The following is a 19,119-nucleotide window of genomic DNA, read 5'->3' on the forward strand; positions in this document are numbered from 1 at the left end:
CCTGCTACTGCGCGGAGACCTTCATCTCCGCCTGCCCCAGCGAAGAGGCCAGTCGGAAGGTGACGTGCTCGGTGCCCGGCGGAATCACCGGCTGACCGCTGGCCATCACCGTGGGGAACTGCACCTCGTACCCCACCCAGAAGACGTTGGTGTACGGGTAGTAGGCGCGCATCTCCAGGTCCGCGCGGCCCAGGCGGCGGATGCGCACGGGCGTCACCTCACCCGCGGGCGTCACCAGCGCCAGGCGCCAGATGGAGCGACGGAAGTCGAAGTCGAGGTAGCGGTAGTCGTTGACGTGCACGCCCAGGAAGAACTCGTGCACCTGGGACGACTCGGCGCGCTCCTCGGCGAGCAGCTCCGCCACCTTCGCCTCGGGCAGCACCTGGAAGGCCGCCTGCCGCTTCACGCGCGCCTCGCGGAAGGTCCACGTCTGCAGCGTCGCCCCCGCGAACAGGCGCGTGTCGAAGCCGTCGTAGATCTCCTGGTGGCCCGTGTACTTCGCGAGCAACGCCCGGTAACGCGACTCCGCGTTCTCGTCCTTCAGCGTGGGGGCCTGCTCGCCCACGGCGATGGGAGGCAGGGAGGAACAGCCGACCAGCGCTCCCAGCAGCGCTCCCGTCGCGAGCAGCTTCTTCAAGGGATGAAGTCCTTGCGGGTGAACAGCGTGGTGAGTCGGTGGCCCGCGGCCTCCACCGCCTCGCGCCCTCCCTCCAACCGGTCGACCAGGGCGAACGCCCCGAGCACCGTGAGCCCCTCGGCCTGGGCCCGCTCGATGGCCTTCAGCGTGGAGCCGCCCGTCGTCACCACGTCCTCGACGATGGCCACCTTCGCGCCCGTGCCCAGCCCGCTCAGGCCTTCGATCCACTGGCCGGTGCCGTGGCCCTTGGGCTCCTTGCGGACGATGAACGCGGACAGCGGGTAGCTGGAGAGGTAGCCGGTGAGGCTCACCGCCGAGGCGAGCGGATCCGCGCCGAGCGTCAGCCCGCCCACGCCCACCGCCTCCGGGGCCTCGCGGCGGATGGCGTCCAGGAACAGCCGACCGATGAGGAAGTGCCCCTCGGCCAGCAGCGCCGTGCGCTTGCAGTCGATGTAGAAGTCCGACTCCTTGCCGGACGAGAGCACGACGCGGCGACGCTCGAAGGAGCGCTGCGTGAGCAGCTCCAGCAGCCGGGCCCGGTCTCGGGCGAGAGCATCCACCATCACGACAGGCCCTCCAGGTACGCCACCAGCTCCGACGAGTACCGCAACTGCATCAACAGCTCCGCCCGGCGTGACTCGTCCAGCGACGCGAACACGTCCGCCAGCAGCGAGAGGTCCTGGTTGATGGCGCCCAGCCGCTGCGACACGTCCGAGGCCAGCTCGTCGGCGTCGATCTCCTCCTCGACCCCTTCGGGCGCCAGCGACTCGTCCGTGGCGAGCGCCTTGGCGAGCATGTCCGCCACGGCCGCGCTCAACCGCCCCTCGGACTCCAGCTGGTCGCGCTTGGCCTCGAGGACCTCCGGCTCCACCGGCGTGGCGTGGATGGCCTCCGCCAGCGACATGAGGAGCGCGTCCTCGTCCGACAGGTCGGTGTGCACGCGCGCCTGCACCGCGTCGCGCTTGAGGAAGCGCAGCGCCGCCACGCGACGGAACCCGCACACCAGCTGGTAGCGGTCGTTGCCCCGGGGACGCACGTCCACCGGGAACAGCTGCCCCAGCCGCGCGATGTCCGTGGCCAGCCCGGACACGTCCCCCTCGGGCCGCAGCCGGTACGCCGACTCGTCCTCCAGGCGCTCCAGCGGCATCAACACCGTCACCACCCGCCCCGCGAGGCGCTCCTCGGGCGCGGCGAGCAGCTCGGACTCCTCGTCCTCCTCCGCTCCGGACGCCTCGGCCCCGCCCGGGGCCCCCTCAGAGGACGCTGCCTCGGACTCCTCGCCTGGCGCTCCGGTGAAGGACGACGCCGCGGACTCCTGGCCAGGCGCCCCATCGGTGGACGACGCCTCCGCGGACTCCTGGCGGGGAGCGCCCTCGGAGGTCGCGGGCTCCGACGACGCCGCGGACTCGCTGCTCGAGGCCTCCGACGGGGACTTCTCCTGGGACTCTTCCGACGAACCCACCGACGACTCCATGCTCCGCTCGGGCTCGCCCGTGCTGGGCGCGCCTTCGGCGGCGATTGCCTGGGACTCCGGTGAACCGCCTTCCGGCGCCGACGCACCCGCTTCGGGCGCGGGGGAATCGACCGGGGCGGACTCCCCGACGGCTCCCTCTATACGCGACGACTCTGACGGCACGTCGTCCTGGCTCGCGCCATCGCCCCGCGCCGACATCGCCTCGGGCGCGGACGACGAGCCACCCTCCGGAGAACCCGGCATCCCTTCCTCTCCGTCAACCCTGTGCTCGGCGTCCATGGTGGCACCCCTGGTCTGCCCACTGCCGCGCCACCGACTCCGGCGGCGCGGGCTGTGTGCTCTAGCGGGTCTTCTTCTTCACCACGACCTTCTTCTTGGCGCCAGCACCCACCGAGAAGGGCGTTGGCGGCTCGGCAAAAGTCGTCTGCTCCACGGGCGGCGGCGTCGGACGCGTCTCGGCCCGGGGGGGCGGCGGCGGCGGCAGAGGCTTGCTCGAGGGGCGGGCCACCGTCGTGGGCGCCGCGGCGGGCGTCGTGGGACGGGCCGGGGGCGCCGGCGGACGCGCGGGAGGCGTCGGCGGGCGGGCGGGCGTCGTCGTGGTGCGCACGGGGGTCGCCGTCGTCGGCCGCGTCACGGCCGTGGGACGGGCCACCACGGGGCGCTCCGAAGGCAGACGGCCGGGCTCCACGTCACCCATGTCCACGCGGCCGCGGAAGCTGGCGCCGTCCACGATGATGACGCGCGGGGCGTGGATGTCGCCCACCATGCGGCCCTCGCGGGTCAGCTCCACGCTCTCCGTGGCGTTGATGTTGCCCACCACCACGCCGCTGACGATGGCGTTCTTCACCGCCACGTTCGCCTTCACCACACCCGAAGGCTCCACGATGAGGGTGCGGCTGAGCGTCAGCTCTCCCTCCACGCGGCCCCGGACGGTGAGGTCCTCGTCGCCCGTCAACCGGCCGCTGATGAGGATGGAAGGCCCCACCACGGTGTTGTTGACGGCGGTGCTACCGCTCAACTCCTTCGGGGTGGCCACGAATCAGCGCTCCTTCATGTCCATGTCGACGTTGCCCTTGAAGGAGGCACCATCGGCGATGAGGATGCGCGGCGCCTTGATGTCGCCCACCACGCGGCAGTCCGTCTTCAGCTCGACCTTGTCGCTGGCGACGATGTTGCCCGTCACCCGGCCGGCGATCTCCACGTTCTGCGTCTCGATGTCCGCCTCGACGACGCCGCTGCCCTCCACGTAGAGGCTCTCCTTGAGGGAGATCTTCCCCTTCACGGTGCCCTGGATGACCAGGTCCTCGTCTCCGGAAATCTCTCCGTCGATGACGATGCTCGAACCAATGACCGTATTCGCCATGAGTGTTGTCCGCCCTCTCGAAAGGTGTGTGCCGCGTCCGCCCGCGGCGTGAGCTTCAGATGTCGTCCGGCAGCCGGACGTCCATCTCGATGGAGCCGTTGAACACGGCGCCATCCTCGATGACGACGCGCGGCGCCTTGATGTCGCCAGCCACCTTCGCCGAGGCGTTGATGGCCACGCGGGTCGAGGCGTCGATGTTGCCGCTCGCCTCGCCGTTGATGGTCAACTCCTCGGCCCGGATGTCCGCCTGCACCTTCCCGGTGCTCTCGATGGTGAGGTGGTTCTTCAGGGCAATCTGCCCCTCCACCCGCCCCTCGATGACAAGGTCCCCACCACCCGTGAGGTTCCCCTTGATGACGATGCCCTTGCCGATGATGCCCGTTTCACCCGTTGCCATGCGGTGACCTCACCCAGAGCCCGCTCCTCCCGAGGAGCCGAGCGCCTTGATTATGTCAGAGATGCGCGGAGATCCAGCCGGAGATATCCCGGAACACCTCGGCGCGCCCCACCTCGTTGAGCGGCTCGTGCTTCATGCCGGGGTACTCCTTGAACTTCTTGTCCGCCGAGCCCGCCGTCTCGAAGAACACCCGCGCCGCCGCGGGCGCCGCCACCCCGTCCTCCGCGCCGCACAGCACGAACAGCGGGACCTGAATCTTCGGGGCGAGCAACATCGCCTCCGCCTGCGCCTTGGTGGATTCGATGAACCAGCGCGGCGTGGCGATGGACAGGTAGAGCGGATCCTCCCGGGTGGCGCGCTGGACCTCCGTGTCCCGGGTCAGGTCCTCCACCTTGAGCCCGGAGGCGATGCCCAGCCAGGGCACCAGCGCTCCCGCCGCCTTCGCGGCCATCACCTTCACGGCGGGCGGGGTGATCGCCAGCTTGAAGTACGGCCCCGACAGCACCAGCCCGGAGAGGCCCTCCACCTTGCGGGCGCCCACCCAGTGCGCGGCCATCAGCCCGCCGTGGCTGTGGGCCAGGGCGAACGTCTTCGCGCCGCCGGCCGCCGCGCGCACGCGCTCCCAGAACACCTCCAGGTCGTCCACGTAGTGCGGCCACTTCTCCGCGTAGGCGCGGCGTCCCTCCGCGCGCCCGTGGCCGCGGTAGTCGAAGCCGTGCACCGCGAAGCCGTCCGCCACCAGCGCGTCCGTCACGTACTGGTAGCGGCCGAAGTGGTCTCCGTAGCCGTGCACCACCGCGACGTGCGCTCGCGGCTCCGCGTCCGGCAGGTGCGTCTTCCAGAAGAGCCGCGTCCCGTCCCGGCCGGTGAAGTAGCCCTCGTCATGGCGAGCCATAGGCCCAGCAACTTAGCGGCCCGCCGCACCCGTGGATAGCGCCTTGAGCTTGCGCTCCAGGGCCTCGCGCTGGCCCGGGGGCTCGGCGGACTCGGGGTCCAGCGACAACACCTCCAGCGCCCGGCGCCACGCCCCCGCCGCCTCCGGTCCCCGGGCGGCGCGCTGATAGGCGTCCCCCAGGTGCTCGAGGATGACGGGCTCGTCCGGCGCCAGCGTGGAGGCCCGCTCCAGCACCTCCACCGCGCGAGGGTAGTCCCCGCGGCGGAAGTAGACCCACCCCAGCGAGTCCAGGAACGCGCCGTTGTCGGGGCGCAGCTCCAGCGCGCGCAGCACCAGCCGCTCGGCCTCGTCCAGGTGACGTCCGCTCTGCGCCAGCAGGTAGCCCAGGAAGTTGAGCGCGGGCGCGTGGTCCGGCTCCACCTCCAGCACCGCGCGCATGCGCGCCTGCGCGCCCGCCATGTCCCCCTGCCGCTCGAAGGCCGCGCCCATCACGTACTGGAGGGCCGGGTCCTTCGGCATCCGAGCCAGGGCCTCGCGCAGCAGCACCAGCGCCTCCGCCCCCCTTCCCTGCCGCTGCAGCGTGGCGGCCAGCGCGTCGTAGAGCGCCGCGGACTGCTGGCGGGACAGCCCTTCCTTCAGCACGGACTCGGCGCGCGCGGGCGTGCCGCCCCGCTCCAGCGCCCGGGCGTACTGCGCGCGGACCTCCAGGTCATCGGGCGAGTCCTGGAGCGCGGCCCGCAGGAGCGCCAGGGCACGCGGGTGCTGGCCCGACAGCGACAGGCACTTCGCCAGGCGCACCCGCGCGTCGGGGTAGATGTCCGAGCCCTCCGGCACGGAGGCGAAGGCCTTGGCCGCCTCGGGGAAGCGCCGCAGGCGCTCGTGCACCAGGCCCACGTAGTAGGCCAGCCGGGGCTCGCCCTCGCTGGCGCTCCGAGCGGTCTCCAGCACCTGCACGGCGGCGTCCGGCTCGCGCTCGGACAGGTAGCTGAAGGCCACCCGCACCGCCGTCTCCGGCTCACCCGACAGCGACAGGAGCCGGTCGAAGTACGCCCGCGCCCGCACCGGAGAGCCCGCCTTGAGCGCCGAGCGTCCCGCGGCCAGGAGCACCTCCTGGCTGTCCGGCTCGCGCTCCAGCGCCTTCGCCAGCGTCTCCTCGGCCTTGCCTGGACGCCCCGTCTCCTCGTACAGCTTCGCCAGCGTGCCCAGCACCTCCACGTCCCCGGGGTCCCTCGTGGCCGCCTCGGCGAGCAGCCGCTCGGCGCGGGCCGTGTCGCCGCGCTCGGCCAGGGCCAGCCCCAGCCGCCGGTAACCGGAGGCCTCTCCCGGCAGCGCGCGGGACAGGGACTCCACCACCTTCACGGCCTCCCCCGGGGAGCCGGACTCCAGGTAGAGCTGGGCGAGGACCAGGTACGCCTCGGGCTCGCGCGGCTTGAGGGCCACGGCGCGGCGCAGGTGCAGGCGCGCGCGGGTGAAGCGGCCCGACTCCATCAGCACGCGGCCCAGGAGCACGTGCGCCGGGTAGTACGCCGAGGAGCGCTCTACCGCGCGGCGCAGCTCCCGCTCCGCCTTGTCCAGGTCTCCCAGCCGGGCGTACTCCTCCGCCAGCCGGGTGAGCAGCAGCGGGTGGCCGTCATCCGTGGCCAGCGCCAGCCGCAGCGCATCCACCGCCCCCCGGTGGTCTCCGGCGTGGTGGAGCAACCGGGCCCGCAGGTACTGGGTGTAGCTGGCGGACGAGGAGAAGGCCCCGTCGTCCGTGGCCGCCGCGTCCATCGCCTCCCGCATGGCCTCCCGGTCGACGCGGGGACGCCGCGACGCGGGCGCCGCCGCCAGGGCCTGGGGCCCGGACAAGGCGACGAGCAGGACGGCGACGAGGAGGCGGGAGGGGCTCACGCGAGGTGGAAGTCTAGCGCGGCCCCAGCCGCCTTGCAGGGTCTCAGGCCTCCTCGGGAGGCGGCGCGCCCAGCTTCTCGAGCAGCTTCTCCACCGGGTCGCTGTCCTGGCTCACGTCCGCCACCGCCGAGCGGTACTCGGTGTCCGTCGCCTTCTCCACGTCGGGCATCAGGCGGCTGATGACGGCGCGAGCGGCCTCCGCGTTGCACTCGGGCAGGACGACGACGAAGACCCCCGCGCCCAGGTGGGAGATGGCATCCGGGTGGCGCACCCGCTTGCGCATCACGTCCGCGATGTTGTTCGGGACGGGCTCCACGGGCCGGTCGGGCCGCAGCACCGCCAGGCTCAGGGCCCGGTGGTAGCGCCGGCTGCGGGCCAGCTCCTGCTCCAGCCGGAGCAGCAACCCGCGCCGGTCATGCAGCCCCGTGGCCGGGTCGCTCCCGGTGCGGCGCTGGAGCGAGGGCTGGGAGCGCTCCCGCTCCTGCTGCTCGCGCTCACCCTGGCGCAGCTTGAGCGCGCGGTCCGTGCGGTTGAGCAGCTCCACCGCGTTGAACGGCTTGCTCATGTAGTCCACCGCGCCCAGGTTGAGCGAGCGGACCTTCTCCGCGACGCCCTGGTGCGCGGACAGCAGGATGACGGGGATGTGCGCCGTGTCGGAAGACGACTTGAGCGCCATGGCCGCGTCCAGGCCATCCAGCTTGGGCAGGAACACGTCCATGACCACCAGGTCCGGCCGCTGCGCGCGCGCCCGGGCCAGGCCCTCCGCGCCGTCGCGCGCCACCTCCACGCGGTACTTCGAGCGCAGCACCTCCGACAGCACCGCGGCGATCTCGGGCTCGTCCTCCACCACCAGCACGCGCGGCTGCTCCGTCACCGACGACGTGGCGACCACGGGTCGGGGGTTGCGCGGCGCCTCCTGCGCGAGCGGCAGCGTGAAGACGAAGAGGCACCCGTGCTCGGGCGGGCTCTCCGCCCAGATCTCGCCGCCGTGCAGCTCCACGAACTCCTTGCAGATGGCGAGCCCCAGCCCCGTCCCCTTGCCGCCGTGACGGTACCGGTCGAACACCAGGTGCAGCTCGTCCTGGGGGATGCCCACGCCGTCGTCCTGCACGCACACCTTCGCCGCGTCACCGTCCGGACGGCCCAGCCGCCGCGTGGACACGACGACCTCACCCGCGTCGCGCGCGTGGTGGATGGCGTTGGTGATGAGGTTCTGCAGCACCTCGTGCAGCTTCACCTCGTCGCCGATGAGCATCAGGCTGTCGGGGCAGTCCGCGCGCAGGGACACGCCCCGCTCGGCCGCCAATATCTCCAGCTCGTTGACCGCGTCACGGCACAGCTGCGCGACGTCCAGCACACGGGGCTCGATGGACAGCCGCGCCGCCTCGCCCTTGCCCTTCTCCAGGAGCGACTCGACCAGGCCGAGGATCTTCTTGCCCTGGCGGATCATCGCCTCCGCGGACTGCTTCTGCTGCGACTCCAGCGGCCCTTCCAGCAGCAGGCGGCCATGGCCCAGCAGCACCTGGAGCGGCGCGCGCAGGTCGTGGCTCACCACCGCGATGATCTCATCCTTCAGGCGGTTGAGCTCCTTGAGCCGGCGGTTCGCCTCGAGCAGCTCGTGGTAGCGCTCGACGTACGCCAGCTCCAGGTCCTCGCGCTTCTTCTTCACCGCGGTGTGCAGCCGCGCGTTGCGGATGGAGTTGGCCAGCACGCCGGCCACGGCCTGGGTGAACTCCTGCTCGTCGCGGCCGAAGGACGCGTCCATGCGCGACACGCGCAGGAACAGCGCGCCCAGCAGGTCGTCCTGGCAGATGAGCGGCTGCACCAGGATGGACTTCACGCCCAGGGGCACGATGGACGTGCGCACCTCCGCCATGAGCGGATCCCGCTGCGCCTCCTCGATGAGCACCGGCTCGCGCGTCTCCAGCGCGCGGCGCAGCTCCGGATAGCGCGCCACCTCGATGTCGAGCTGCACGAGGCTGGGGTCCTCCTGCGTCGCCACCACCTTGCCCGTGCGCGCGTGGCTGCCCTCCACCAGCACCACCGAGCAGCGGTCCGTCCCGGTGACGCGCCCCACCTTGTCCACCGCGATGCGGAGGATCTCCTCCAGCTCCAGCGAGCTGGTCGCCGCCTGGGTGATCTCCAGCAGCATCCCCATGCGCAGCCGGACGCGCTCCTCGCGGTCCTTCAGCCGTCCCGCCCTGAGCGCGGCCTCCAGCCGGGGCACCACCTCGTCCGCGCCGCGAATCCAGTCATCCACCGCCAGGCGCTTGAAGGCCTCCGCCGACCGGGACTTGCCCAGGTCCACCACCACGGGCAACCGCTGCAGCCGCTCCACCCGACGCAGGGACTCGAGCAGCTCCGCGGCGCGCTTGGCCGTCACCGACAGCAGCACGACCTCGGGTTGCAGCGAGTCCGCCAGCTCCGCCAGCCCGGTGTCCTTCTCGGCCGCCGCGCAGTGGTAGCCGCTGGCGGTCAGCCGCTCCATCAAGGCGTCGCCGGACTCCTTCCCGGCCACCACCAGCACGCGTCCCCGCTGATCCGCCTGCATCTCGACTCTCACAGTGAACCTCGCGCCGCGGCGGCCCTGTGCGGGCGCCACTGGGGAGGCTGCAAAAACCCGTTGAATGCGGAAGGGTTCATGGTTCGGTTTCCGAATCTTGCCGCCGTTCACGTCCGTGGGCCAGAGCGGCGCACGGCCGGTGGCGACCGGGACTGTGAGTGGAGATGCCCGGGCGCCACGCCCATCGTGGCTTCCCACACCCACGCCCCTGGAGCACTTCCACCCCATGTCCCCCACTCCGGGGGCAGAACGGGCGCGCGCCAACACCGCGCGGTGGGAATCCTTCCCACGCCCGCCATGACCTGGCGCCGCTCGTCCGGCCGGACTCCGTCCCTTCGAGCAGCCAACCACCCGTCATCGCAAGCTCCCACCCGTTCCCGTGTGCCCTGGAGTGGTGGAGGACCCGAGGTCCCCACCCACGGGAATCGCCGGGCTATCACGTCATGGGGCCCTGGAGGGCCGCAATCTTCGGGGGCGCGGAGGCCGGGCCGTTTTGCGGATGGGGGAGGATGCCGGGAATGGTGCGAGCGAGGTAGAGTGCGGTGCCATGCTCCACCCTCCCGTGACTCGGCGTGCATGGCGCACCGCCCTCGTACTCGTCTCCAGTCTGGCCATCGCCTGTGGCGACGACCCGCCACCGCCCACGCCGGATCCGCCGCAGGTGGCCCTGACGGTTCCCCAGGGGAACGTCGCGGGCACCAGCCTCAAGCTCATCGCGACCATCGCCGGCTGCGAGAAGGTCAACACGCTCAACCTCTACGACCGGACCACCTTCCTCAAGGCGTTCCCCTCGGGCGGTGGCACCACCAACTTCGAGCTGCTGGCATCGGACATCCCGTACGCCAACCCGCTGGTGGGGCTCGCCGCGAGCCTGTCCCTCACCGCCGAGGTGGTGTGCGACGACGGCCGCAAGAACACGTCCCTGCCCCAGCCGGCCACGTTCTTCCCGGTCTCCCGCGCCAACGATGATCCGCAGGGCCTGCAGGTCTACGCCATGCCGCTGGCCATCGACGGCTCGGGCTCCACGGCGACGTTCCTGAGCTGCGCCAAGACGACCACGGGCGGCATCGAGACCATGTACCGGCACAACGCCTCGGGTGGCGCCGCCGGGACGCTGCAGGCCCCGACGCTCTGCAACGCGTCCACCGTCATCACGCCCCGCAACGCGCAGAGCGGCAAGCGCTGGGTCTACACGCCCGGGTACGGCGCGTTCGCCATCGACCGCGACTTCAAGATGACGGCGCGCACGCCGGTGGACCTGGAGGTCAACGACCTGGTCGTCTTCCCCAACGGCGACGCGTTGATCCGCTCCGTCCAGGGCCTCATCTACCGCATCACCCACGACACCCAGGACGGCCTGAAGATCGGCGTCACGCGCTGGGAGTACCAGCGGGAGATCTCCGTGGGAACCCCCGTCGGCCAGTTGTTGATCCGCGGGGATGGCCGCGTGCTCTTCGCCAGCCACATCGAGTACAGCGAGAACCGCGCGGACATCATCGTCGAGGAGTTGGACGGCGGCACGGACTCGGCGGGCGGGACGCTGCAGGCCACGCACATCATCCGGCAGCTCTTCACGTCGAACACCGCCACGCCGCGCCCGGTGGGGCAGTTCAGCAGCGACGGCAGCATCCTCTACCTGGGCTTCGCGCTGCCCGAGGACAAGTCGCAGGTCCTCGCCTGTGTCGCGAACCTGGAGGGCTGCGAGGGCAACGCGTCGAAGTGGGCCACGGGCGTGCTCACCGGAAAGGTGCAGCAGATCGCCACCTACGCCAACGGCAGCCGGGTGGCCGCGGCGACCACGCAGCGCGTGTGGCTGCTGGATTCGAACACCGGCACCATCCGCAACCGGGAGCTGCGCTCGGTGGACGCCAACGGCGCGCTCCACGTGAAGTACCTGCTGCCCGCGAACCCGACCTCGGACCTGTTCTTCCTGAACGCCCCCGCGGCCCAGGGTTCGACGGCGACGCTGCCGGTGGAGCTGGTGGGCGTGGACCAGACGCTGGGGAGCTCGGCCGAGGGCCGTGAGCTCTTCCGCTACCAGGTCTCCGTCTCCATGGGCGCGGCCTTCGACGACAGCGGCCGGCTCTGGATGCGCACCAACCAGAAGCTGCTCGAGCTGCAGACGTCGTCGCAGTACCGCAGCGCCCGGCCGTAGCCGAAGGCCACCGGGAAGGGCGAGCCCTCCGGCCGCCCTTCCCTCCGTGCCGCGTCAGGGCCGCTCGGCGACGAGCAGCGCCTCCACGTTGCCCGCCGGCCCTGGCACGGGCGAGTCCATGACGCCGCGAACGGTCAGCCCCTGCTCGCGCACGAAGGCCGTCACGGTGTCGATGGCGTCCTGCCGCGCGGCGGGGTCTCGCACCACGCCTCCCTTGCCGACGCGGTCCGGGCCCACCTCGAACTGGGGCTTCACCAGCGCGGCCAGGACACCGCCCGGCTCCAGGAAGGGCAGCACCGAGGGAAGCACCTGGGTGAGCGAGATGAAGCTCACGTCGATGACGACGACGCCCACCTTCTCCGGCAGGTCCTCCTCCGTCAGGTAGCGCGCGTTGACGCGCTCACGGGAGCGCACGCGCGGGTCCTTGCGGAGCTTCTCGTGGAGCTGGCCGTAGCCCACGTCGATGGCGTGCACCCGCACCGCGCCATGCTGGAGCAGGCAGTCGGTGAAGCCGCCCGTGCTCGCGCCGATGTCCGCGCCCACCTTGCCGCGGACATCCAGGCCGAAGTGGTCGATGGCGCCCTTGAGCTTGAGCCCACCGCGCGAGACGTACGGCAGCACCTCGCCCTTGAGGCGCAGCTCCGCCTCCACGGGGATGAGGGAGCCGGGCTTGTCCACGCGCTGGTCATCCACGACAACCTGGCCCGCGAGGATGAGCGCCTGGGCCTTGGTGCGCGACTCCGCCAGCCCCCGCTCCACCACCAGCACGTCCACCCGCTCCTTGCGAGGCTTCATCGTCATGTGCCCTCCAGGAGCGCCCGGCCCGCGCGTCGCAAGCCCTCCGCGTCCAGCCCCATCTCCGCGCGCTGCACCCGCGCATCGCCATGGGGGACGAATTCGTCCGGCATGCCCACGAGCCGCACGCGCTGGGACACGCCCTTGTCGGCGAGCAGCTCCAACACCGCGCTCCCCAGCCCTCCGCGCACCGTGCCCTCCTCCGCCACCACCAGCGGCCCCTGACGCGCGGCCTCCAGGAGCGCGCCCTCGTCCAGCGGCGACAGCTCCCGCGCGTCGAGCACGTTCCATCGCGGCTCGTGTCGCGCCGCCTCGAGCGCGGAGAGCGCCAACGGCCCGAGCGTCACCAACGTCAGCTCCGGCTGCGTCGCTCGCACGAGCCACCGGGCGCCCTGGACCGGCGCCTCGCCCACGTGCACCTCGGCAGGCAGCGCAGGCAGCGTGCCGCGAGGGAAGCGGAGCACGGAGGGCAGCGGCGAGGCGAGCGCGGTCTGCAGCATGGGCGCGAAGTCCTCGCCCACCACGGGGGACCATAGCTGGAGCCCGGGCAGCGGGCGCAGCGAGGACACGTCGTACGTGCCCTGGTGCGTGGCCCCATCCGCGCCGACGAGCCCCGCGCGGTCCACCGCGAAGACGACGGGCAGGCCCGGAAGACACACGTCGTGGATGATCTGGTCGTACGCGCGCTGGAGGAACGTGGAGTAGATGCAGCACACGGGGCGAGCCCCCGCGGCGGCGAGCCCCGCGCAGAACGTCACCGCGTGCTGCTCGGCGATGCCCACGTCGTGCACGCGGTCCGGGAAGCGGGCCTTGAGCGCATTGAGCGCCGAGCCCTCCAGCATCGCGGGCGTCACCGCGACGACGCGGGAGTCACGCGCCATCGCGTCCTCCAGCGCCGAGGCCAAGGCCTCGCTGTACGTGCGATGCCCTCCGCGCGAGCGCACCAGCTTGCCGTCGCGCCACTCGTAGGGCCCCATCGCGTGCCCACGCGTCTGGGCATCCGCCTCGGCCGGAGGGAACCCCTTCCCCTTGAGCGTCAGCGCGTGCACCACCACGGGGCGCATGGACGCACGCGCCTCGCGCAGCGCGTGTGTCAGCGCGCCCAGGTCGTGCCCATCCACGGGGCCCAGGTACGTGAAGCCCAGTCCCTGGAAGAAGTCCCGCGCGCCGCGCGTGCGCAGGAGCGAGGGAATGGCGCCCACGTTCGCGCTGATGGACATCTGGTTGTCGTTGAGCACCACCACGAGCGGCAGGTGGCTGCCTCCCGCGTTGTTGAGCCCCTCGAACGTCAAGCCGCCGGTGAGCCCTCCATCCCCGAGCACCGCCACCACGTGGCCCCGGTGCCCCAGCATCCTCCGCCCCTCGAGCACCCCCAGCGCCGCCGACACCGCGGTGCAGGAGTGTCCCGCGAGCAGCGCGTCATGCGGGCTCTCGCGCGGGTCCAGGAAGGGCGCCACGCCGCCGGCCTGCCGCAGCGTGTGCATCTGCTCGCGCCGGCCCGTGAGCAGCTTGTGCGCGTACGTCTGGTGCCCCACGTCGAAGAGGATCGCGTCCGTGGGCGAGTGGAAGACCCGGTGCAGCGCGACGATGAGCTCCACCGCGCCCAGCGAGGCGCCCAGGTGGCCACCCACGCGGCCGCAGATGGAGATGATCTCCTCCCGCAGCTCCGTGCACAGCTGGGGCAGCTCCGCTTCGGGAAGCGCCCGCAGGTCCGTCGGCGAGGCGATGCGGCTCAGGACCTCCGCCGTCAAAGCTTCCGCTCCACCACATACCGCGCGAGCGCCGCCAGGGGCCCATCCTCACCCTCGAGCGGCCGCACCGCCTCCACCGCCAGCCGCACCTGCTCGTCGGCCAGACGGCGCGACTCCTCCAGGCCCACCACGGCCGGGAAGGTGAAGCGTCCCGCGTCGGCGTCCGCGCCCACGGGCTTGCCCAGCTGCTCCCGCGTCGACGTCACGTCCAGCACGTCGTCGGCGATCTGGAACGCCAGACCCACCGCGTCGCCGTACATCTGCGCGCGCACGAGCGCCTCCGCGTCGCCTCCACCCGCGAGCACGCCCATGCGGCATGCCGCGCGAATGAGCGCTCCCGTCTTGAGCCGGTGCATGCGCACCAGGTAGTCCAGGTTCGCGGGTCGGTCCTCGGCGGTGTCCAGCACCTGGCCGCCCACCATGCCCGCGGCGCCCGACGCCACCGCCAGCTCGCGGCACAGCGCGCCCCGCACGGGCTCCGGCCCGTCGGCGAGCAGTCCGAAGGCATCCGTCAGCAGGCTGTCGCCCGCGAGGATGGCCATCGCCTCACCGTAGACCTTGTGGTTCGTCGGCCGGCCGCGACGGAAGTCGTCGTCGTCCATGGCCGGCAGGTCGTCATGCACCAGCGAGTACGTGTGCACGAACTCCAGCGAGCACGCCGCGTCCGCCGCCAGCGCCGACACGAGCGAGGCTTGCGCCACGGTGTCCGCGAAGGTGAGGCAGAGCACGGGCCGCAGCCGCTTGCCGCCCGCGAGCAGCGAGTAGCGCATGGACTCCACCAACCGGGGAGGAGCCCCCGAGGAGGCGAGCCGGTCCGCGCGCACGAGCAACAGCGACTCCACCCGAGCCTGCTGGGTCCGCAGGAAGGCATCCAGGTCGAACTGAGCCATGAATCGATACTCCTCTGCTGGATGAGCGCTAGGGCGCGGCCGGGGTCACCAGCTCACGGATGCGTCGGACGAGCTTGTCCGTATCCAGCGGCTTGACGAAATAGTCCGCGGCGCCGACCTCGCGACCGCGCTTCTTGTCCTCCGAGTCCCCACGCCCGCTGATGAAGATGATGGGGATGTCCCGGAAGTGCTCGTTCTTCTTCACCGCCTTGCACAGCTCGAAGCCGTCGATCCAGGACATGTTCACGTCCAGGAGGATGGCCTGCGGCCGGTGCAGCTGCAGCGACGCGATGAGCCGCAGCCCGTTGGCCGCCAGCGTCACCTCGAAGCCCTCGTCCTCCAGGGCCGCCGCGAGCAGCTCCCGCGTGTCGCGGTCATCGTCGACGATGGTGATCTTCGGCTTCGACATGCCCGAGCGCGCGTCCCGCACGACCTAGAACGGGACGTCATCCTCGGGTGGAGGTCGCGGTGCGGGCGCCCGGGGGGCCGCCGCCTGCGCCGGAGGTCGGGCCGCCACCGACAGCGGCGCCACCACGTCGTTGCCGTCCTCGTCCTGGAGGAGCTGCTCGATTCGCTGCTCCGCCTCGGTGAGCAGCTTCTCACCCCGACGTACCAGCCGGATGCCCTCCTCGAACGCCTTGAGCGAATCCTCCAGCGACAGGTTGCCGCTCTCCAGCCGGCCCACCGTCTCCTCGAGACGGCTCACGACGTCCCCGTACTGACCGGGAACCTCGGCCTCACCTGCCTTGTCCGCCTTGGACGCCTTGTCCGCCTTCGCCACAGCCTTCCACCTCCCCGTTCGGGGCGCGGGACTCTAGAGGGTGGCCCGTTAGCAGTCCACCGGCCCTTTTACCGATGTCACGGTGGCTTCGACTTCTTCACACCCGCCGAGTGTCCTCGCCCCATTCGCCGCGAGCTTGATGCCCAGCTTCTCCCCCACCTCGACATCCGCGACGGAGCGCACCACGCCCCCGTCGCGCTGACGGAACACCACCGAATAGCCGCGTGACATCACCTTCAACGGGCTCATCGCGTCCAGTCGTCCCTCCAGACGCTGGAAACGCCGCTGCGCGTCCGCCAGCGTCCCCTGCTGCAGCGCTCGCAGCCGTGCCTGGTGCGCGGCCAGACGGGCGCGCTCCTTCGCCACGAGCGCCACCGGCGAGGCCCGCTCCAGCCCCAACCGCGCCGCGGACAGCGAGGCCTGCCGCGTCGCCACGCCCGCGCGCGCCGCCTCCGCCAGCCGCATGGCCAGCTTCAACAGGTGCGCGCGCTGCTCGCCCAGCCGAGCCTGCGGGCGCGCGCGCTGCAGCCGCTCCGTCAGCGCGCGCAGCGAGTCCCGCCGCTCGCGCACCGCGGGCCGCAGCACCCGCATCATCGCCTCCACCTGCTCGGACAGGTGCAGCCGCTGGTGGTTGAGGGCCCGCCGCGGGTCCTCCAGGCGCGAGGCGAGCTGTCCCTGACGCTCGCGCAGCTCCAACACCCGGCGCTCCGTGGCCCGCCGCAGCCGCCCGGCCTGCGTCGCGAGCGACAGCTCCAGGTCCGCCAGCACCGGCGCCAGCCGCTCCGCCGCCGCGCTGGGCGTGGCCGCGCGCCAGTCCGCCACGAAGTCGGCGATGGTGAAGTCGATTTCGTGACCGATGGCGGACACCACCGGCACGGGCGAGGCGAAGATGGCGCGCGCCACCTCCTCCTCGTTGAACGTCCAGAGGTCCTCCACCGAACCTCCGCCGCGCGTCACCACGATGACGTCCACGTCGGAGCGGGAGAGCCGCGCGATCGCCCGCGCCACCTCGGGCGCGGAGCCCTCGCCCTGCACGCGCGCGTCCGCCAGCAGGACGCTCAGCCGGGGGTTGCGCGAGTGGAGCACGCGCAGGAAGTCCTGGAACGCGGCGCCCGTGCGGCTCGTCACCACGCCGATGCGCCGGGGAAGGAAGGGCAACGGCCGGGGCGCCCGCACGCGGCGGTCGCCGATGAGGCCCTCCGCCGCGAGCCGCGCCTTGAGCTGCTCGAAGGCCAGCGCCAGCGCGCCCTCGCCCACCGGCTCCAGCCGCGTGACGATGAGGCTGTAGCGGCCCTGCGGCTCGTACAGGTCGACGCTGCCCTCGGCCAGCACCTCCATGCCGTCGCGCAGCGCGAAGCGCATCCGCCCCGCCATCGACGCCCAGACCTTCGCGTCGATGGAGGCGACGGTGTCCTTCAGCGAGAAGTACCAGTGGCCCCGCGCGTTCGCCCCGCGAAAGCCCGTCACCTCACCGCGCACGATGACGCGCGCGAAGCGGGACTCAATCGTCTGCTTGAGCTGCCGCGTGAGCTCTCCCACGGAGAGCACCGAGCGCTCGGGCTTCGGAGGCGCCGAGGGAGCGCCCTCCAACGGACCCAACAGCCCGGTGCCGTCCGCGTCCACAGGAGGAGGCGGCGGCGCCTTGCGCGGCAGCGCCACCACCTTGGGCACGGCGGCCACGGCGGGCTCCACCGGCGCGAGCGTCCCGAACAAGTCCCCCTGGAATCCCGACGCGGCGGACGGCGGAACCTCGCCGCCCGCGCCCTTGCGCTTCTTCATCGCGAGAGCTTCTCGACCCAGGTCTTCGCCTTGTCGTGGTACTCGTCGTCCGGGGGCGTCATCGCCACCACGTCCTTGAACTTCGGCAGCGCGTCCTCGGGGTTGCCGTCCTTCATCGCGTAGGCCAGGAAGTACAGCTCCTTCGCCTTCGCCTTCAGCTCGCTGATGATGTTGGACGCGCCCGCGTGGCCCGGGTCCGCCTGCAGCGCGCGGCGCGCGTACTCCATGGCGCGCGCCCACTGGCCAGCGGCCTTCGCGCCCGTGGCGCTCTTGTAGAAGATGGTCGCCGCGCGGGTACCCGCGTTGCGCGCCATCTTGCTCGTGCGCCCGTCGGTGATGTCCTTGTCCAGCGCCATCAGCTTCGTCAGGCCCTTGGCGTCCAGGTCCTCCAGCCGCTTGTACAGGTTGCTGAACTCCGACATCTGTCCGAGCAGCTTCTTGCACTGCGGCGCCTTCGACATGCAGGCGTTGAGGATGGCCACCGCGCCGGACATGTCGCCGTCGACGAAGCGCTGCACCGCGGGCTCCCACGGCTTGGGCGCGGGTCCGACGATGACGGGCTTGGGCGCGTCACGCACGGCGATGGCCTGCACCGCCTGCTCGTTGATGAGCTTGGCGTCGCGGTGGTCCGGGTACGCCTTGAGCACGTCGTCGGTGATGAACTTGGCCTGGTCCAGCTGGTTGGTGTCCAGCGCCTTGCGCGCCTCCACCGAGCGCTTGTCGGCCAGGTCCTTCAGCTCGCGCTTGGCGGCGTTCACCTGCTCGTAGAGGAACTGGCTCTCGCCGGCCTTCGCGAGCGCGGCGGCGGCGTTGCCCAGCTCGTTCTTGATGATGGCGGCGCGCGCCTCCGTCAGCCGCTCCTGGATGGGAATCTCGCGCTGGGCGTGGTCGAGGTAGTCCTTCACGCCGGGGTAGTCAGGCGCCGCGGCGGCCAGCTCCTCGAGCTTGGCCTTGGCCTCCACCCACTTGCCCTCGCGCACCAGGTTCTTGGCGTCCTGGAAGACGGTGCTCAGCTCCTTGCGGACGGCCTCCTGCTGGCCCTTCTGCAGGAGCAGCTGCTCGTTCTGCTTCGCCACCTGCACGCGCGCGACCACGAGGCCACCGAGCAGCAGCACCACCACGCCGCCGCCGATGAGCATCATCTTCTTCTTCTTCGCCAGGACCTCCGGGTCAGGAGGCGCCATGGCCGACGAGCGCGCGCTGCGCACACGTCCACCCTCCACGCGCGGAGGCGGACGCGCGGGGACTCCGCCTCGGCCCGCGGCGCTCGAGGGACGGCTGCGCGACGGCGGCGCGGCCACCATCATGGTGGAGTTGGCCACGTCCTCGAAGCGCAGCTCCGTGTCGCCCAGGGTGATGATGTCCCCGGTGGCCAGGGGCGTCTCGTCGCCAATGGCCTCGCCGTTGACGAGCGTGCCGTTGCCGGACCCCAGATCACTCACCGTCCAGCCACCGCCCGACTTGCGCACCATGACGTGCTTGCGCGACACGGAGGTGTCCGGGATGCAGATGGGGTTGTCCGTGGCGCGGCCGATGACGTACTCGCCGTCCTCCAGGGAGAACTCCTCACCCGCCTTGGGTCCCGCGATGCAGACGAGCCGGGGCGACGCCGCCACGGGCGCGGGCCGAGCAGCGGCCGGAGACGACCTGCGGGTGGCGGGGCGAGCTCCGGTCCCGCCCGAGGGCGTCCCGGAAGGAGGCCTGCGACGAGCAGGAGGGGAACCGTTCGACATGACCAATCACCGACTT

Annotated in this window: 17 protein-coding genes; 1 reads left to right on the plus strand and 16 read right to left on the minus strand. The window is 71.7% G+C overall.

What is annotated here, in order from left to right:
- Positions 1 to 4 precede the first annotated feature (4 nt).
- From K8625_RS37330 to K8625_RS37370, 9 genes are all read right to left on the minus strand, one after another.
- Positions 5 to 637: a hypothetical protein gene (locus tag K8625_RS37330; protein WP_223751663.1), complete on the minus strand. Its 633-nt coding sequence runs from the start codon at positions 635 to 637 to the stop codon at positions 5 to 7.
- Positions 634 to 1,200, minus strand: coding sequence for an orotate phosphoribosyltransferase (gene pyrE, locus K8625_RS37335; RefSeq protein ID WP_074955483.1), 567 nt, complete (start codon positions 1,198 to 1,200; stop codon positions 634 to 636). The genes K8625_RS37330 and pyrE overlap by 4 nt, the downstream gene beginning before the upstream one ends.
- Positions 1,200 to 2,099 (minus strand): ParB N-terminal domain-containing protein, encoded by a 900-nt coding sequence (locus K8625_RS37340; protein WP_223751664.1) that lies wholly within the window; start codon positions 2,097 to 2,099, stop codon positions 1,200 to 1,202. The genes pyrE and K8625_RS37340 overlap by 1 nt, the downstream gene beginning before the upstream one ends.
- Positions 2,100 to 2,451: 352 nt before the next feature.
- Complete coding sequence (gene bacP, locus K8625_RS37345) at positions 2,452 to 3,147, minus strand: bactofilin BacP (protein ID WP_223785390.1); 696 nt, start codon at positions 3,145 to 3,147, stop codon at positions 2,452 to 2,454.
- A gap of 3 nt (positions 3,148 to 3,150) precedes the next feature.
- Complete coding sequence (locus K8625_RS37350; protein WP_002636698.1) at positions 3,151 to 3,474, minus strand: polymer-forming cytoskeletal protein; 324 nt, start codon at positions 3,472 to 3,474, stop codon at positions 3,151 to 3,153.
- Positions 3,475 to 3,529: 55 nt separating this feature from the next.
- Positions 3,530 to 3,871 (minus strand): bactofilin BacN, encoded by a 342-nt coding sequence (gene bacN, locus K8625_RS37355; RefSeq protein ID WP_046714731.1) that lies wholly within the window; start codon positions 3,869 to 3,871, stop codon positions 3,530 to 3,532.
- Between the two features lie 55 nt (positions 3,872 to 3,926).
- Positions 3,927 to 4,766 carry an alpha/beta hydrolase gene (locus tag K8625_RS37360; protein WP_223785391.1) on the minus strand — a complete coding sequence of 280 codons (840 nt, stop codon included), beginning with the start codon at positions 4,764 to 4,766 and terminating at the stop codon, positions 3,927 to 3,929.
- Between the two features lie 12 nt (positions 4,767 to 4,778).
- The gene (locus K8625_RS37365) at positions 4,779 to 6,656 is read right to left on the minus strand and encodes a tetratricopeptide repeat protein (protein ID WP_223785392.1); all 1,878 of its coding nucleotides are present in this window, start codon (positions 6,654 to 6,656) and stop codon (positions 4,779 to 4,781) included.
- A 43-nt stretch (positions 6,657 to 6,699) separates the two neighbouring features.
- Entirely contained in the window at positions 6,700 to 9,207 is a 2,508-nt protein-coding gene (locus tag K8625_RS37370; protein WP_141324769.1) for an ATP-binding protein, read from the minus strand.
- A gap of 559 nt (positions 9,208 to 9,766) precedes the next feature.
- Between K8625_RS37370 and K8625_RS37375 the strand changes: the two genes are divergently transcribed.
- Positions 9,767 to 11,374, plus strand: coding sequence for a hypothetical protein (locus tag K8625_RS37375; RefSeq protein WP_223785393.1), 1,608 nt, complete (start codon positions 9,767 to 9,769; stop codon positions 11,372 to 11,374).
- A gap of 54 nt (positions 11,375 to 11,428) precedes the next feature.
- On the opposite strand, the gene K8625_RS37380 is transcribed toward K8625_RS37375, so the two are convergent.
- Genes K8625_RS37380 through K8625_RS37410 form a run of 7 tightly spaced genes read right to left on the minus strand, consistent with a single transcriptional unit; the run spans position 11,429 to position 19,103 of the window.
- Entirely contained in the window at positions 11,429 to 12,169 is a 741-nt protein-coding gene (locus K8625_RS37380) for a TlyA family RNA methyltransferase (protein ID WP_074955495.1), read from the minus strand.
- Between the two features lie 2 nt (positions 12,170 to 12,171).
- On the minus strand, positions 12,172 to 13,920 hold the full coding sequence (locus K8625_RS37385) for a 1-deoxy-D-xylulose-5-phosphate synthase (RefSeq protein ID WP_223785394.1): 1,749 nt from the start codon (positions 13,918 to 13,920) through the stop codon (positions 12,172 to 12,174).
- Positions 13,917 to 14,810: a polyprenyl synthetase family protein gene (locus K8625_RS37390; RefSeq protein WP_223785395.1), complete on the minus strand. Its 894-nt coding sequence runs from the start codon at positions 14,808 to 14,810 to the stop codon at positions 13,917 to 13,919. Before K8625_RS37390 ends, K8625_RS37385 begins: the two co-directional genes overlap by 4 nt.
- 28 nt (positions 14,811 to 14,838) lie before the next feature.
- Entirely contained in the window at positions 14,839 to 15,219 is a 381-nt protein-coding gene (locus tag K8625_RS37395; protein WP_141324765.1) for a PleD family two-component system response regulator, read from the minus strand.
- Positions 15,220 to 15,243: 24 nt separating this feature from the next.
- On the minus strand, positions 15,244 to 15,591 hold the full coding sequence (gene xseB, locus K8625_RS37400) for an exodeoxyribonuclease VII small subunit (protein ID WP_046714739.1): 348 nt from the start codon (positions 15,589 to 15,591) through the stop codon (positions 15,244 to 15,246).
- A gap of 48 nt (positions 15,592 to 15,639) precedes the next feature.
- Positions 15,640 to 17,370, minus strand: coding sequence for an exodeoxyribonuclease VII large subunit (gene xseA, locus K8625_RS37405; protein ID WP_223785396.1), 1,731 nt, complete (start codon positions 17,368 to 17,370; stop codon positions 15,640 to 15,642).
- The gene (locus K8625_RS37410) at positions 17,367 to 19,103 is read right to left on the minus strand and encodes an FHA domain-containing protein (RefSeq protein WP_223785397.1); all 1,737 of its coding nucleotides are present in this window, start codon (positions 19,101 to 19,103) and stop codon (positions 17,367 to 17,369) included. Before K8625_RS37410 ends, xseA begins: the two co-directional genes overlap by 4 nt.
- Between the last annotated feature and the right edge of the window lie 16 nt (positions 19,104 to 19,119).

The organism is Myxococcus sp. AS-1-15 (assembly GCF_020037055.1).
In the GTDB taxonomy this organism is placed as follows: Bacteria; Myxococcota; Myxococcia; order Myxococcales; family Myxococcaceae; genus Myxococcus; species Myxococcus fulvus.